This is a genomic window from Dyadobacter linearis, assembly GCF_907165045.1.
Lineage (GTDB): Bacteria > Bacteroidota > Bacteroidia > Cytophagales > Spirosomataceae > Dyadobacter > Dyadobacter linearis.
This window is the reverse complement of record NZ_CAJRAU010000011.1, coordinates 81,144-95,253: the sequence shown is the minus strand read 5'-3', so window position 1 is coordinate 95,253 and position 14,110 is coordinate 81,144. Positions and strand designations below refer to the sequence as shown.

The following is a 14,110-nucleotide window of genomic DNA, read 5'->3' as shown; positions in this document are numbered from 1 at the left end:
ATGGAAAATTATGATGGTAAGGTATTCCCAGCAATTCAAGGAATTAATATTAACAATTATAAGGCGCGTGAGTACCTATGCGTATATGATAGAAAAGCTGAACTAGCAACACGACTTAAGTATTTAGCAATTGGGCTTAGACTTTTCGACGCTTACGGTTTGTCCCCCGATCTTTTTGTGGCATTTCATTTCACAAGACATAAGCGGGTCAACCGCTTTGTGTACTGTATTAATGCATTGCTAATTATGTTAGGTTGCTTCTCTATTTACCAATCTAGGTTCTGGGACGGCCTGTTTGCTGGAAAATGGACAATTACTTACTTGACGCTCGGAGTTTCAATATGTTTTCTCTCAGTTATTTTTTGGAGCTTCATGAGAATTATCCGTAAGAATTTCATCCACACGACACGTGCGCTTACAACTAGCCAGTATATTGTCCAATTACAAAATGCCACGGTCGGGGACCCTTTGATTTTTGAAAAATTGGGAAGGGAAATTTTAAAGGGAGACTTTCATAAGTATGGCATTGAACAGACTACCGGAGGAGTAGCCTCTAAAATCGAAACCGGAGAGCTTGAGTCTAATCAGAATCTTAGTTTAATTGATTTACAGAGGGATCAGGAAGATACAGTCACAAGTTCCACTCCGGATGATGTGAAAATTGAAGCCAAGGAAGGAATGGAGAGTGATCAAGCGGATAATGCTGCTACTCGCAAACTATTCTCGGATGTTGATCATCAACTTAGTAATGATATTGTGGTTGCGGATAACCCGGGTTCCATCGATGCGAAGGGAACAGCAGTTTACTCCGACAGTGAGTTCCAACTTGAGTTATTTGAAATTAGTCAGCAGAAAAATCAGTTCAACGGAATGCCCATGCCGAAGGTGATTGACTACTTTGGCGTCATGTGTTGTTCTGCATGCAAAAATGACATTCCTCAAATGGCAAAACGAGATTTTACTAGATTTTTGAAAATGGCATTTTTGGGAGAAGTGAAAGGTGAAAAGATCAAGCTGGATAGATTTAAAGTTGGCGTAACTCAGGATGTCTTTCACCGGTTTATGCAGGAAACTTCTAATGAATTATATGAAAATAAAGATAGGGAAAGATACTTACGACTACTGACAGATCATTTTGATGGGTTTGACTTTGATACAATACTGAAGAATTTCAGGTCAAATAAGAAGAGTTGCTTACCAGAAGTGAGAAAACGGTACAAAAATGACATACAAAATTTACAACCAGTACAAAAGTGAAAAAACACCTAATAAAACCCCATATCCTTGTAGAAACAAAACATAACTGCAAATGGAAAATCCTTTTATTGTAATTGACCAACGACTAGAGCGAATTGAATCTCTGGTAATGGAGCTCAGATCAAACACTGTTAATGCTACACGTGCTATGCCCGACAAGTTTGTGAACATTACTGAGGCGGCACAAATATTGGAGCTTGCGGTACCTACCGTTTACAATCTAGTATCTGCCGGAAGGATACCCGTGATGAAAAAGTCGAAGAGATTGTATTTTTCCCGCAAGGAGCTTTTAGATTATATCAGAACCGGTAGAAGAAAGACAATAGAGGAAATCGAAGACGAAGCCCGTTCATATGTCGCAAACAGGCAACCGTCTAGTGCGAGAAAGTAAAAAGCGAACCTTGTAGGGTTCGCTTCCTCAATTACTTGAAATGGTATTGTGCTTGTGGTGAGACAAATATACCATTTCTGTTCATGATAATCAATATCTATGCAGAATGATGAAAAAACATCAGGGAGTAAAATCTATTAGCCTGACCTCGAAGAGTTCCACTGTCAAAGTAATTAGATTTTTGTCGTCCAAGTATGATTTCCTTTACAATGTCATCTTAAATGAAGTGCTTGTTAGAGAGAAAGGTAAGTCAGAATACCATCCGGTCAACCTCAATACGCTGTACATTGAAGCCAGAGAGGCTGGATTTAAAACAAGTGTTGGAGAGATCAACACGTTTTTGTGTTCCGATTATATCCCCAGGATCAATCCATTCGAATCCTATTTTGAGACAAACGCATGTCTGTGGAAGGAAGAAATACATGGCGATTATATTGAAAAGTTTGCTCAGTACATCAGTGTCGATGATCCGCAACGCTTTATCATTCAGTTTAAGAAATGGCTGGTTCGCTGCGTTGTATGTGCATTAGACGATGATTACTTCAATAAACAGGCACTGATATTTGTTCAGGACGACCAAAATAGTGGAAAAACGACGCTGACACGGTTTTTGATTCCTGAGGTGCTCAAAGACTATCAGGTTGAAAACATTTCTGTTGATAAGGACAGTCTGATTGCGTTGTGTCAAAATTTCGGTGTCATTCAAGATGAACTTTCTACTTTGTCCAAGACAGAAATTAATGCACAAAAGACCTTAATGAGCAAGTCGTATATTAAGGTACGTCACCCATACGATCGAAGGCCAAAGATGGAGCCGAGAAGAGCATCTATATGGGGCTCGACTAACAAAGCTGAGTTCTTAGTTGATGAAACTGGCAGCGTCAGATGGTTGTGTTTCGGAGTTCGAGAGATTAATTGGGCTTACAAATCAGACATTGATATCAACGTTGTCTGGTCGCAAGCTTATCAACTCTACAAATCTGGATTTAAGTACGAAATGACAGTGCACGAGATTTTAGATAATGAGCTGGCAAACAGTAAGTATAAGACCACTACTATCGAGTTCGAACTGATACAGAAATTCTATTCTCCGGCCACAAAGGACAGTTTTGATCAGTTTTACACCGCAACTGATCTGTGTGAGAACCTAGCAATCAGAACAGACGGAAAACTGAAAATTAGCCCAGTCGAGATCGGTAAAGCACTTAAATTTTTGGGGTTCGCTCAAACTCAGAAAAGAGGGCACGAGGAGCAAAGGTTTCCTGTGAAAGGATATTATATTTTGCATAATGATCTTACTACCTACTACAAATAGGTCTATTGCATTGATAATCTTAGAGTTGAGTGAAGTAAGACGGTTATTATTCTTTTACTACCACTTACTACAAAATGGGGTCAGAAAGAATTTGAAGTAGGACCAAGATTGAAGTGTAGTAAGTGAAGTGGTAAATGATTATTGCACAACTGGCTGAGAAAGAGCTTTCTAAAATGATGTGTAGTAATGTAGCGGGTGTAGTAGTACCTGTTTTCAAAGAATTATCATTCTCCAAGTTTAGTATTCAACAAATGCGGTTCTAGGCAACCGTAAACTTCGACACGTCATGGATAACGAAATCTTAATCCGTCTTTTTGAAAAGAAGGACCGTAAGCGCAGGAAGATTCTGTACAGTTTATACCAGGACTATTTTGAGCCAGGGTTATCATCCGTATTTATTGCCGAGACTATCAATGGAGATTTGGGAACGCCGGGCCTCGTAACAGTGAGCGATATCAAATACTGCCGGTTCTATTTTCATGGTAAGATGAAAAATGCTGTGAAAATACGCTCTCCAATGGTTATGCCTTCGAAACGCGAAGAAAAGGCGAAAGCATCTGACTCCCGGTCAGGCGTACAATGGTCAGACCCTGATGAGCTAAGCACCAGTCAAAATCAAATTATCAAATCTAAATTTTCAAAATAATGAGTCGTATTATTGAATTTACCCTACAATCCAAAGGAGGGGTAGGTAAGAGCTTCCATACTTACTTCCGAGCGCTTTCTGTGCCGGATGAGCATTCACTTTTTGTTGACGTGGATAGCTCCACGCAAACGTCTACACGTCAACTCAAATTTCTTGGTGCAGATAGATTGGAAACCATTTCTCTTCTTGATAATCGCGACGTATTGGTGCGGGATACGTTTTTGGGATACATGGAGAGTCTAGCAGAAAGTAGCTTTGAAAAAATCTATATGGATTTTGGCGCACCAGAATCAGAACAGATTCCGGCACTTATTCATAGAGACATCCCCTTCAAAGAATTTTGCGATGAACTATGTTTCGAAGTAATCTTCAATATTGTTGTTGGTGGGGGAGGTGCTTATAAAGCATCCGTGGATTACCTTCAGAAAATTATTTCCATTTTGAATGACGAGTTCAAAGTTATTGTTTGGGAAAACATCACGAGTTTCAATCAATTCCCAGCTCTATCAACAGAACTAGCAGACAACTGTAAAAGGATGGGGTTAACGTACAAACGGTTTGGTGACTTCGAACCATCAACTCTTCTTGGAGGGCAGGTATTGGATGGGATTAGGAAAGGGTATTCACTTAACAGTTACTCTGCCGGTGCAAAGATTCGTATAAAAAAAGAACTAAAAGAAAACTTCAATAATGGGTAAGATATCAAAAGAGATGCTGACAAAAATTAAAGGCCACTTTTCAGCAAAATACGGAATAGAGATGGACGATTGGTCTGCTATGGTAATGACTGAAATCAGTCAACGATTTCAATTTCTTACCCATTCTGTTGATAAGTCTGTGACTCAAATAGACGAAGCAGCCAAAAACATCAAAGGTGAGGTAACCCAAATTACTTTTAAGAATAAGCAAGAAGCGTTTGGTTTAGGAGTCGGTTTTTCCGCTCCAATTGCAGGCGCATGTAGCTTTATTGCTGCGTTAATATTTTGGTACCAGACCAGTACCGAGGAGTATAGGCAGTTGAAACGGATAGCACAAGCATATGGGAATGTACATTCCTATAAGATTCTGATGCAGGAAGGAGAGATAGTCAAACGCGAAGGACAATATTGTTTGACTCTGACATTGGCCGATAAGGGCGCTGGTGACATACTAATCGGCAAAGAGTACGTATTTGACGGACGAACGAAGCGGATCTTGATTCCTTTGGGTAGGAATTAGATCTGCTTCAAACCAATTCGATACTTATCAGTTATTTACTAACATTTTCGACCGGAATCGACCGATTTCGTTCCAATTCTAATTTTTAGGGTTTTTCTTAAATAGCAAGCTATGTTTTCCCATGGTCATAATATCGCTAGGCATATTCTGTCCACGGGAAAACCGCTTGCCCTTTGGGAATCAATTCGCCCTACGGCTCATTGTGAAAAATTATGGAAGAAAAGAAATTTCGAAAAAAGGGCGGAAGGCCTCGATTGCCAGCGCAAGAGCGTAGGCAAAACGTGACTCTAATGTTAACACCATTGGAGGTTGAGCAGCTGCGGAAAGAGCACGCTGGTTATGTCGTTGACTTTGGTGTTTTCCTCAGAGAAAAGCTGCTGGATAGAGAAGCGGTAACTCTATCTAAACCGATTGATCCGGAAGTGAGAGCCGAGATGACAAACTTGCTCAAAATGACGGGAAGTATGTTGTTAATAGCGAAACGCACCGAATATGATGTACTGGTTAGCAAAGAGTTTTCGGAAATGGCAGTGGAGTTGAGAATGGCTATCCAAAAAGCCAACTATAACATTAATGAACTTGTGCTCAGCAAAAGTTTAATACCAAATCTAATCCGACACGTTAAGGATCTGAAAAAGTCCGTCATGGACCTGCAAAAGGAATCGACGAACATCGAGGTCATTTTGTACTTACTTAGCTGTGTTTCTCAGATTGAGGAGAGGATGAAGGTGTTTGCCGGACAGTACGGCATCTCAGAGGATTAAGCTTAAAGTTTACACAAATGGGAAAAGAATTTTCTTTCCCATTTGTTATTTTATCAATCCTCTAAAAACTTCTCTACTGGAACATCCAAAATTTTAGCTAGTAAAAAGAGGTAAGAAACCGTAAAATTCACCAGCCCTCTTTCCATGCGTGAAATTTGCGACCAGTCTTTATCTCCACATTCTTGCGCTAGCTCAGCTTGAGTGAGTCCTTTCACTGTACGATAGAACCGGATTTTATCTCCGATTTTATGCAAGCGCTCGTCGTCACGGTAATGTTTATTTAGCTTTTGGGATTCCACAAGCCAAAGTGAGGAAAAAAGTGTTTGTTTTCATTGGGATTATAATCCCAATACTTATCTTTAAGACATTGAATTCTATTACTGAGATCATAACTATTTCACCTTGATGTTACTAAATCATGAAAACGCTCTTTAGCTATTATGTCATCTGCCTTCTGCTGTTTTCAATGTCCTGTAGGAAAAATGCTGATGCTTTTCTTGAACCTATGTCAGTTCCAATATATCGTTTGGAGTTCGCGCAAAATGGGAATTATAAGACTGTGCAAAGAAGTCTTACCTTCGGAGAAGGAACTTTGTTAAAAGGTTATAATGGTAAAATCCTATTCTCAAACGAGGATCTTCTGAATACCAGCTACATTTTTGAAACGGAAGGATCACTCAATAGATTAGATCTTGTATTGCGCATTAAGGAAAACGGCTCTTCGGAAACGACTCAATTTGGTTTGAAAATCTTTAAAAATGGCAAACAGGTCATCGATGTTAGCCACACTGCAAGTGGGAATGCTACGAAGGACCATAGGATTAGTATATAACCTCGCTAGTTTATAGAATCAAGGCAAAATTAAAGACCTGATAGTTCGTGATTTAGCAAAAATGTTTGCGGGTACTTTGATTAAGTGTATCCTCGCCAGTGAATTTTAGAATTGTGTTACGTTTTTTAATAAATATATTTTGCACACAAGGGTTCATTAAAACCGTCGTTAAAGCGTAATTTCTAAATACTTCGCAAGATTAAGAAAATGTCGCTTTATTAGCATTAAAGAACTATTCCGGTTCTTTAAACCTGATGGGATATTACCTTAAACTGTAATATCCTCGAGATTAGATGGAAGTTACAATGTGTCAATTCTAGATCGGGAATTAGCCGGCTCATTCCCGACCTTACTCAACCACAGAAATCCTAAAATTCCTGAAATCACAGAAGCGGTTAATATCGAGAATTTAGCCTCGGAAAGAATCAATTCTTCACCATAGAAAGATAGCAGGGCAATGAATATTGACATTGTAAAGCCTATTCCTCCTAGCATCCCTACACCAATGATGTGCATCCATGAAGCGTGTTTGGGCATTTTGCCAATTCCAAGCTTTACGCCAATCCAGGAGAATAGTGTAATACCCAGTGGTTTGCCTATAACCAGCCCTGCAATGATCCCTAGGCCTAAAACAGTGGTCAGCCCTTGCAGCATTCCAGCTTCAAAGGCGATATTGGTATTGGTCAATGCGAAAATTGGCATAATGATAAAGTTGACCGGATTGACCAAAAAGTGTTCGAGCTTTTCCAGCGGGGATTCAGTAGCGTCCGGCGTAGTAGGGATTGCAAATGCAGTCAAAACACCTGCAATAGTTGCATGCACGCCCGAGTGATGAATAAAATACCAGATGAACAGGCCTGGGATAAGATAGGCAGCCAGGTTCTTAACCTTTAATTTATTTAAGATTAGCAGGAAGACAAATATTCCAAACGCATACAAAAGATATGTGTAATGGATATCAGATGAATAAAAGATGGCAATAACCAGAATTGCCATCAAGTCATCGACGATGGCCAAGGCCGAAAGGAACACCTTTAACGAAGATGGAGCACGTTTCCCCAGCATGGATATTATTGAGATTGGCAAAGGCTATGTCCGTTGCCATCGGTATTCCCCAACCCCCAGCTGTCTGGGTGCCTGCATTTAGTGAGAAATAAATGGTTGCAGGAGCTAACACGCCTCCTATGGCTGCAAGTATTGGCAGAGAAGCCTTTTTGAACGATGAAAGCTCGCCTTCAATCATTTCCCGTTTGATTTCAAGACCAACCAAGAGAAAAAATATTGCCATCAAGCCATCATTGATCCAAAGCAGGACAGAATAGCGCAAGTGAATCCCTGCAATGTCAGCACCAATTTCATTGGCAAGCAGTGCCTCAAAGCCCGGTCCTGCACTTGAATTTGCCATAATCAGGGAAACGATCACGCAGATGATCAGGATAATCCCGCCAGTTGAAGTGGACTTGAAAAATTTTTTAAAGGAATGAAGGTTGATCATCTTTGCCATGTGGGCAAAACTAGTGAGTAGGGGCTAGACTTGCCAGATAAAGTTGGCTTACATAGAAAGGGCTGCATCAAGAAAATGAAGATAACCCTGGTGCAGACTAAGGTTACTTTATGGAGCCAATAACAAACTGGTATGACCTTTTTAAGATGAAAATTGCTTGGTTATTTTTCCAAACTGATAGAACACGGTTCTTTAAATTATTCAAATCGGATTTTATATTAAACGATCTTTTATAGAGCATTTTTGAAATGTACTATTGCGATGTTTGTGGATAGTTAAACCAAACCTTAAAGCGATTTTCATAAGAATATTTAGGTTATCTAAATCTTAGTCAATAGTTTTGCAAACATATGATATCAACGCATCATACATACAACGTAAAATCTTCATCACCTGCTGGTGGTCCCCCCTGAAGGTTTTCTAGCCCACATTCGGGTTTCTTTCTCCTGCTGGAAAATTTATTCCGGAAATAATCCTATTTTATTTTAGGTATTTCACTGCCTTGTCCTGGATTTTCATGGCTTAAAACTGCTGTTGTATCGGCGAGCAAAGGTATGTGGACTATCGTTACTTCATAACCTCATGCTTCTATGAAGGGGTACCTCAATATTTTCGATTTTTCTCAAAAAGTTAATTATAAAACAGAAATTCTTTCCGGTTTGACCGTTGCGCTCGCTTTGGTCCCGGAAGCTGTGGCCTTTGCATTGATCGCAGGCCTTTCACCTTTAACAGGTTTGTACGCGGCCTTTACGATTGGATTAATAACATCCGTTTTTGGCGGCCGGCCAGGTATGATCTCAGGCGCAACTGGTGCAAGTGCAGTCGTTATTGTTGCCCTTGCCAAAAGCCACGGCGTAGAATACATCTTTGCTACGGTCGTTCTGGCCGGAATCATCCAGGTACTTGCCGGACTTTTAAAACTTGGCAAGTTTATACGCCTAGTTCCACACCCGGTTATGTTTGGATTTGTCAATGGTCTGGCCATTGTCATCTTCATGTCCCAGATCGGCCAGTTTCAAACAGTAGATCAGGCCGGTAATGTATCCTGGCTAGCAGGCAGCCCGCTCTATACAATGCTCGGACTTGTGCTGTTAACGATGCTGATCATATGGGGTTTACCTAAGCTTACCAAGGCAATCCCGTCTTCACTGGCAGCGATCCTGACAATCTCGGCCATTGTAATTGGCTTTAATATCGATACCCGCTCAGTTGGCGATATCGCTTCTATCCAGGGCGGTTTTCCTCCATTTCATATCCCATTTGTCCCTTTCACACTAGACACACTGTTGATTATCCTTCCTTATGCAGCAATTGTTGCAGGCGTTGGCCTGATTGAAAGTTTGTTGACGCTGAACCTGATTGACGAAATCACCGAATCAAGAGGGCGTGGCAACAAGGAAGCCGTTGCGCAGGGTATGGCCAATATTGTGACCGGCTTCTTTTCTGGAATGGGTGGTTGCGCAATGATCGGACAAAGCCTGATCAATATTTCATCTGGCGCGCGCGCCCGGCTTTCAGGCATCGTTGCTTCACTAATGCTGCTGGCATTCATCATGTTTGGTTCTGGTTTGATCGAGCAAATCCCGATGGCCGCCTTGACCGGCGTGATGGTAATGGTAGCCATTGGTACATTCGAGTGGGCTAGTTTTAAAATGATTGGCCGGATGCCCAAACACGACATTTTTGTGGGTATGCTGGTTGCTGCCGTAACGGTCCTGCTGCATAATCTGGCATTGGCCGTTTTGGTTGGTGTTATCATCTCCGCGCTTGTTTTCGCCTGGGAGAATGCAAAGCGCATTCGGGCACAAAAAACGGTTGACGAAAAGGGCGTAAAGCACTACCATATCTATGGGCCACTCTTCTTTGGCTCAGTAAGTGCTTTCAATGACAAGTTTGAGGTCTTGGCAGATCCTGCCGAGGTCGTTATTGATTTCTCGGAAAGCAGGATTGCTGATATGTCCGGCATCGAGGCAGTCAACAAGATCACAGAGCGGTATCATAAGGCAGGGAAGAAAGTGCATTTAAAGCACCTGAGCCCTGATTGTCGCCAGCTGCTGCGTAACGCAAACGACATCATCGATGTCAATATCATTGAGGACCCTACGTACAGGGTGGTTGTCTAAAATGCCACTGGCCGAAATGGCTACAGTGGTATCAGTACTCTTATAGACATCCGGAACACTGGTCTTTATTGACAATGGCTTATTGCCTTTGGCATCACCCGTCATGGCTTTGACCTCATGATGCCAACAGAGGTTCTGCTCTTTTCCCAAGATTTCAACAAAACGATCCTGTTTGTATGAAACTACAATCGATTATCCCGATGGGGATTTGCGTAATGCTGATCCTGGTCTTTTTTTCTTTGATTATAACTAATTCAGTTAATATTCCCAATGGGGATGACCTTTATTGCTTGCTGCTTTTTACCCAACAATTCCAGGACGCATCATCTCTTTCGGAGCGTTTAAACCTGTTGGCAGGGCAATGGGTTGAGCACCGGATTGTGTATTCAAGGTTAACAGCGCTTTTCTCTTATTGGCTTACCAGCCAGGTTAATTTCGTTACAATCATTTTGATAGGCAATGCTACCCTTTTGGGCTTTACAGTCCTTTTCTGGAAATTGATTAGAAAAGCAAATGTCTCTCTATATTATCTGATCCCTGTTGTTTTGACGCTGTTTAGCCCGGTAACCTACGAAGCTAACTTATGGGCTGGTGCGAGCACTGTGTACATGCCGGTGGCGTTTCTGGGCCTGTTGACAATTTATCTGCTTGTATACCACGGCCGCACAGGCGCAATCCTGGCACTGCTAACAGCACTGTTGGCTACATTTTCCTTCGGTAACGGCATGTTTACATTCGTTGCTGCCGTTGCCGTTCTGCTTTACCAGAAAAGGATTAAAAGTGCAGTGATTTTTGGACTTGCTGCTGCCGGTGCTGTATTTCTGTACTTTCGAGATTTTGAAGCCCATAGCAGTACCAAAGCTTTCAGTGTGGCTGAACACTTTCAGAAACCGTTATATCTACTTTACAATCTTTTTGGTTTTGTGGGAGGTATCCTGGATTACACTGAGAATACCAATGCGCCTATCGAGGCCTCAAACATACCGGCGGTGGTACTTGGCCTGTTTCTGTTTCTAGCGATCTGCATGGGTGCTATTCTGTTTTTGCGAGAAAAAACATGGCAGGGTGGTAGCCCAAGTATTAAGACCTTGAAAATAGCCTGGCTGGGTATGGCTTCATTTGTTGTTATGACAGCTGTTGTTATGGCCTACTCCAGAACTTCTGGCGCGGCTATGAACACGCTGTCCAGCCGCTACAAGATCTATTCAATGCTATGCTGGATACTGGTTTACTGCTTTTGTTTGATCCATTTCAACAGAAAAAAAGTGGTCGGAATGGCGTTTGGCGGAATTAGTGCGCTGCTACTGCTTTTCAATTATTACACCAATTACGACAAGCTCACAAACTACAAAGCTTATCTTCTCTCAGGCATTTTCAATTATAACACCAATGGGCAATGGATTATCTATCGGCATACCGCCTATTATGAGGGTGCAAGTAAAATGCTAAGTGATTCGATTGCAAATAACCTTGAACCTGTTTATGTATTTAACCCGGTCTTTGCCGAGCTTTCTCACAGCGCGCTGAACCGGGCAGCTGTTTTGAAAAATGTCAGGATATCCCAGGATGATGGTTGCAGCGGCAAGCCAGGGAAATGCCTTACCATACATACAGACGATTACCCATCTGTTTCCAATTACTTTAAAGGGATTTACCTGGTCGTATACAACGATACAAACATCTATCTGTTTGTGGCCAACCCCGTTAAAAACGGACGGCTGAATATGCTTACCCAAGGTGAATACTACAAGGAAGGGTTCTATCTGGATAAAAACTTCGGAAAGACATTAAAACCTGGGAGTCAATACAAGCTCGCTGTTTTCTGCCCCACAGAGAACGACAAAATCAGGCGTCTTGACTATAAAGTTGACGGATAGCTTTTAAAATCCAGGCTTCACTAATCGCCAAACTTCAGGTCTTTTTTATTAAAAAAATAGCGACTCTTCAAGCGCAAAAACCTGCGCCTTCTCTTCCTATTTAAATCCGCACATCATGCCGGATATCATGTTAAATAAACAGGTATGCAAAATAGGCCAATCAATAATACACAAGTAGTAATTGTAATTCCGGTCTACAAAAACCAACTTTGTTACAATGAGCACTTTTCACTGATCCAGTGCAGACAGATTCTGGCCAACTATCAGTTGATTGCCATTGCGCCCGATGATCTGGATATGTCAGATTTCCCATCTGTTGAAGTGTTTGATCAGGTGAAACGGTTTGATCCGGCCTATTTCAAAGATATTCAGGGGTACAACAAATTGATGCTATCCACTAGCTTCTATCAAAGCCTTGTGGAATACGAGTTCATACTGATCCATCAGCTTGATGCCCTGGTTTTTAAAGATGAATTATTGTACTGGTGCAATAGCGGGTATGATTACATTGGCGCTCCCTGGCCAAGGCCGGCTTTGCCCACTGATCTTATCAAAGCAATCAAGATCCCGACATTCTTTCACATTCGGCAAAACAAAATGAAAGACGGTGTGCCCAGCGACAGGCAATTTGATAACATGGTGGGCAATGGAGGTTTGTCACTCGAAGGGATAGTAAATTCCTGGATATCGCCGGTGAGTTTACCCAAACAATAGCGGCATACAATCAAAGAACTGAACATCAGTTTAATGAGGACGTCTTTTAGAGTATCGAAGTCAACCGGAGAACTAATAGGCTCAAAATCCCATCCTACAAAAAGGCATTCAAGTTTTCAGTTGAGAATTTTCCCGAACGCGGCATTAAAAATAACAATGGCCAGCTTCCTTTTGGCTGTCATGATTGGGATAACCATATTGATTTTTGGCTTCCATTTCTGAAAAGGAAAGGTTACTCGGCGCTTTGATTTGCATAGTACCGTACGGGCAATTAAATTAGTTAGCTTCTTGGCAAGAACCGGAAACAATGAAAGTCAACCTTTGATTTTTGAAAAAACATACAGTGTCTCTGTTGCAATTTGTTTGCAACGCTCGTCATATTTTGCTGTTTCCTGCGGTGTACCATCAAACGCTTTCGGGTCATCATAAGGAACAGCAACCCGCGCGGCAGCACCTTTAACAACTGGGCAAGCTTCATCAGCCTGGGAACAGGTCATAATTGCGCAGAAATTGCTTTGGGGATTGCTGGCGTCATCATATTTCTTTGAGAATGCCTTCAAAGGTTCGCTATCCGCTCCATAGCTTACTTGATAGACTGGGTTTTTCCCTTCTGATGTTTTTGTGATATCAAAGCCGGCCCTCTTGCAAGCAGCGACAGCTCTTTCATTGAACGCGCTGGACTCTGTGCCGCCAGAGTATGTTTTTACATTAGGGATGTCGTAGTAAGCAGCAGCAGTTGCTCCCCAGATTTGCCCGAAGTGACTGCGCCTGGAATTGTGGGTACAGATGTAGGTGAGCTGTACAGGCTGCCCATCTTTAACTTGCTTTTGAATAAATGCAGCAATCTTGTCAAGCTCTTCCACCCGGTCCTGGGGTATTTTTGAGAAGTCTTCTTTGATAGTGCCAATGTAAGCGGATAGCTCTGGATTAAGAGCTTTCTTATCATTGTGATTGTTAGTAGGCACAAATGCAGCAGTAGTTATAAAGGTCATAATTATCAAGTTGATCAGATTCATGTTTTATTAAAGTCAGTTAGAGTTGAAAGATTGATCGTAAAGATACGATTCATTTTATCAGACAAAAAAATTTCTATCGTAATATTGCAATTAATAAATTGCCCGTTATATTTGCATCATGGGAGTTACTAAAACCGAAATATTTACTGAGCAGCAAAACCGTATTGCGGATCTGGCCAAAGCATTCTCACACCCGGCCAGGGTTGCGATTTTGCAACTGCTAATCGCTAGAAAATCTTGTGTATGTGGAGACCTGGTCGATGAGCTCGAACTTGCCCAAGCCACAGTTTCTCAACACTTGAAAGAGCTGAAAAGGATCGGCATCATTCACGGTGAAATCAATCCGCCGCGGGTTTGCTATTGCATTAATCCAATCGTCTGGTCAGAAGCACAAGAAACATTTGGGGCATTACTGGATACCTTTGCACTTACCACATCCTGCTGTAACTAAGC

Annotated in this window: 18 protein-coding genes; 14 read left to right on the top strand and 4 right to left on the bottom strand. The window is 41.6% G+C overall.

Features of this window, described 5'->3' with window-relative positions:
* From KOD92_RS25625 to KOD92_RS25595, 8 genes are all read left to right on the top strand, one after another.
* Window positions 1-1,257, top strand: coding sequence for a hypothetical protein (locus KOD92_RS25625; RefSeq protein WP_215236460.1), 1,257 nt, complete (start codon window positions 1-3; stop codon window positions 1,255-1,257).
* Between the two features lie 52 nt (window positions 1,258-1,309).
* Window positions 1,310-1,648, top strand: a complete 339-nt coding sequence (locus KOD92_RS25620; RefSeq protein ID WP_138481369.1) for a helix-turn-helix domain-containing protein — start codon at window positions 1,310-1,312, stop codon at window positions 1,646-1,648.
* Between the two features lie 106 nt (window positions 1,649-1,754).
* Window positions 1,755-2,963: a virulence-associated E family protein gene (locus tag KOD92_RS25615; protein WP_229254863.1), complete on the top strand. Its 1,209-nt coding sequence runs from the start codon at window positions 1,755-1,757 to the stop codon at window positions 2,961-2,963.
* 134 nt (window positions 2,964-3,097) lie between these two features.
* Window positions 3,098-3,226 carry a hypothetical protein gene (locus KOD92_RS27575; RefSeq protein WP_255567401.1) on the top strand — a complete coding sequence of 43 codons (129 nt, stop codon included), beginning with the start codon at window positions 3,098-3,100 and terminating at the stop codon, window positions 3,224-3,226.
* 23 nt (window positions 3,227-3,249) lie between these two features.
* Window positions 3,250-3,609 (top strand): hypothetical protein, encoded by a 360-nt coding sequence (locus KOD92_RS25610; protein ID WP_082214104.1) that lies wholly within the window; start codon window positions 3,250-3,252, stop codon window positions 3,607-3,609.
* Window positions 3,609-4,307: a P-loop NTPase family protein gene (locus tag KOD92_RS25605; protein WP_215236459.1), complete on the top strand. Its 699-nt coding sequence runs from the start codon at window positions 3,609-3,611 to the stop codon at window positions 4,305-4,307. Before KOD92_RS25610 ends, KOD92_RS25605 begins: the two co-directional genes overlap by 1 nt.
* On the top strand, window positions 4,300-4,827 hold the full coding sequence (locus tag KOD92_RS25600; protein WP_215236458.1) for a hypothetical protein: 528 nt from the start codon (window positions 4,300-4,302) through the stop codon (window positions 4,825-4,827). Before KOD92_RS25605 ends, KOD92_RS25600 begins: the two co-directional genes overlap by 8 nt.
* Before the next feature lie 290 nt (window positions 4,828-5,117).
* Window positions 5,118-5,591 carry a hypothetical protein gene (locus KOD92_RS25595; RefSeq protein ID WP_215236457.1) on the top strand — a complete coding sequence of 158 codons (474 nt, stop codon included), beginning with the start codon at window positions 5,118-5,120 and terminating at the stop codon, window positions 5,589-5,591.
* 53 nt (window positions 5,592-5,644) lie between these two features.
* On the opposite strand, the gene KOD92_RS25590 is transcribed toward KOD92_RS25595, so the two are convergent.
* The gene (locus tag KOD92_RS25590) at window positions 5,645-5,890 is read right to left on the bottom strand and encodes a helix-turn-helix domain-containing protein (protein WP_215236456.1); all 246 of its coding nucleotides are present in this window, start codon (window positions 5,888-5,890) and stop codon (window positions 5,645-5,647) included.
* A gap of 119 nt (window positions 5,891-6,009) precedes the next feature.
* Between KOD92_RS25590 and KOD92_RS25585 the strand changes: the two genes are divergently transcribed.
* Complete coding sequence (locus KOD92_RS25585; RefSeq protein ID WP_215236455.1) at window positions 6,010-6,423, top strand: hypothetical protein; 414 nt, start codon at window positions 6,010-6,012, stop codon at window positions 6,421-6,423.
* A gap of 300 nt (window positions 6,424-6,723) precedes the next feature.
* On the opposite strand, the gene KOD92_RS27615 is transcribed toward KOD92_RS25585, so the two are convergent.
* The gene (locus tag KOD92_RS27615) at window positions 6,724-7,488 is read right to left on the bottom strand and encodes a Na+/H+ antiporter NhaA (protein ID WP_310589455.1); all 765 of its coding nucleotides are present in this window, start codon (window positions 7,486-7,488) and stop codon (window positions 6,724-6,726) included.
* The gene (locus tag KOD92_RS27610) at window positions 7,424-7,927 is read right to left on the bottom strand and encodes a Na+/H+ antiporter NhaA (RefSeq protein ID WP_310589454.1); all 504 of its coding nucleotides are present in this window, start codon (window positions 7,925-7,927) and stop codon (window positions 7,424-7,426) included. Before KOD92_RS27610 ends, KOD92_RS27615 begins: the two co-directional genes overlap by 65 nt.
* Window positions 7,928-8,517: 590 nt before the next feature.
* Between KOD92_RS27610 and KOD92_RS25575 the strand changes: the two genes are divergently transcribed.
* The 4 genes from KOD92_RS25575 to KOD92_RS27785 all read left to right on the top strand — a co-directional run bounded on the left by KOD92_RS25575 (window position 8,518) and on the right by KOD92_RS27785 (window position 12,889).
* Entirely contained in the window at window positions 8,518-10,050 is a 1,533-nt protein-coding gene (locus KOD92_RS25575; RefSeq protein WP_215236454.1) for a SulP family inorganic anion transporter, read from the top strand.
* Between the two features lie 176 nt (window positions 10,051-10,226).
* Window positions 10,227-11,927 (top strand): hypothetical protein, encoded by a 1,701-nt coding sequence (locus KOD92_RS25570; RefSeq protein ID WP_215236453.1) that lies wholly within the window; start codon window positions 10,227-10,229, stop codon window positions 11,925-11,927.
* A gap of 144 nt (window positions 11,928-12,071) precedes the next feature.
* Complete coding sequence (locus tag KOD92_RS27570; protein ID WP_215236452.1) at window positions 12,072-12,641, top strand: DUF5672 family protein; 570 nt, start codon at window positions 12,072-12,074, stop codon at window positions 12,639-12,641.
* Window positions 12,642-12,694: 53 nt separating this feature from the next.
* The gene (locus tag KOD92_RS27785) at window positions 12,695-12,889 is read left to right on the top strand and encodes a DUF5672 family protein (RefSeq protein ID WP_406566178.1); all 195 of its coding nucleotides are present in this window, start codon (window positions 12,695-12,697) and stop codon (window positions 12,887-12,889) included.
* A gap of 66 nt (window positions 12,890-12,955) precedes the next feature.
* Here KOD92_RS27785 and KOD92_RS25560 read toward each other — a convergent pair whose 3' ends face one another.
* Window positions 12,956-13,657, bottom strand: a complete 702-nt coding sequence (locus tag KOD92_RS25560) for a low molecular weight phosphatase family protein (RefSeq protein ID WP_215236451.1) — start codon at window positions 13,655-13,657, stop codon at window positions 12,956-12,958.
* 118 nt (window positions 13,658-13,775) lie between these two features.
* On the opposite strand from KOD92_RS25560, the gene KOD92_RS25555 reads away from it, so the two are divergent.
* Window positions 13,776-14,108, top strand: a complete 333-nt coding sequence (locus tag KOD92_RS25555; RefSeq protein WP_138485325.1) for an ArsR/SmtB family transcription factor — start codon at window positions 13,776-13,778, stop codon at window positions 14,106-14,108.
* Window positions 14,109-14,110 lie beyond the last annotated feature (2 nt).

Excerpts from the sequence above, each read along its gene's own strand:
- KOD92_RS25625 (WP_215236460.1), top strand. The coding sequence starts at position 1 with ATGGAAAATTATGATGGTAAGGTATTCCCAGCAATTCAAGGAATTAAT.
- KOD92_RS25575 (WP_215236454.1), top strand. The coding sequence starts at position 8,518 with ATGAAGGGGTACCTCAATATTTTCGATTTTTCTCAAAAAGTTAATTAT.
- KOD92_RS25620 (WP_138481369.1), top strand. The coding sequence starts at position 1,310 with ATGGAAAATCCTTTTATTGTAATTGACCAACGACTAGAGCGAATTGAA.
- KOD92_RS27570 (WP_215236452.1), top strand. The coding sequence starts at position 12,072 with ATGCAAAATAGGCCAATCAATAATACACAAGTAGTAATTGTAATTCCG.
- KOD92_RS25605 (WP_215236459.1), top strand. The coding sequence starts at position 3,609 with ATGAGTCGTATTATTGAATTTACCCTACAATCCAAAGGAGGGGTAGGT.
- KOD92_RS25570 (WP_215236453.1), top strand. The coding sequence starts at position 10,227 with ATGAAACTACAATCGATTATCCCGATGGGGATTTGCGTAATGCTGATC.
- KOD92_RS25595 (WP_215236457.1), top strand. The coding sequence starts at position 5,118 with ATGTTAACACCATTGGAGGTTGAGCAGCTGCGGAAAGAGCACGCTGGT.
- KOD92_RS25615 (WP_229254863.1), top strand. The coding sequence starts at position 1,755 with ATGATGAAAAAACATCAGGGAGTAAAATCTATTAGCCTGACCTCGAAG.
- KOD92_RS25600 (WP_215236458.1), top strand. The coding sequence starts at position 4,300 with ATGGGTAAGATATCAAAAGAGATGCTGACAAAAATTAAAGGCCACTTT.
- KOD92_RS25610 (WP_082214104.1), top strand. The coding sequence starts at position 3,250 with ATGGATAACGAAATCTTAATCCGTCTTTTTGAAAAGAAGGACCGTAAG.
- KOD92_RS25555 (WP_138485325.1), top strand. The coding sequence starts at position 13,776 with ATGGGAGTTACTAAAACCGAAATATTTACTGAGCAGCAAAACCGTATT.
- KOD92_RS27610 (WP_310589454.1), bottom strand. The coding sequence starts at position 7,927 with ATGGCAAAGATGATCAACCTTCATTCCTTTAAAAAATTTTTCAAGTCC.
- KOD92_RS25585 (WP_215236455.1), top strand. The coding sequence starts at position 6,010 with ATGAAAACGCTCTTTAGCTATTATGTCATCTGCCTTCTGCTGTTTTCA.
- KOD92_RS27575 (WP_255567401.1), top strand. The coding sequence starts at position 3,098 with ATGATTATTGCACAACTGGCTGAGAAAGAGCTTTCTAAAATGATGTGT.
- KOD92_RS25560 (WP_215236451.1), bottom strand. The coding sequence starts at position 13,657 with ATGAATCTGATCAACTTGATAATTATGACCTTTATAACTACTGCTGCA.
- KOD92_RS27615 (WP_310589455.1), bottom strand. The coding sequence starts at position 7,488 with ATGCTGGGGAAACGTGCTCCATCTTCGTTAAAGGTGTTCCTTTCGGCC.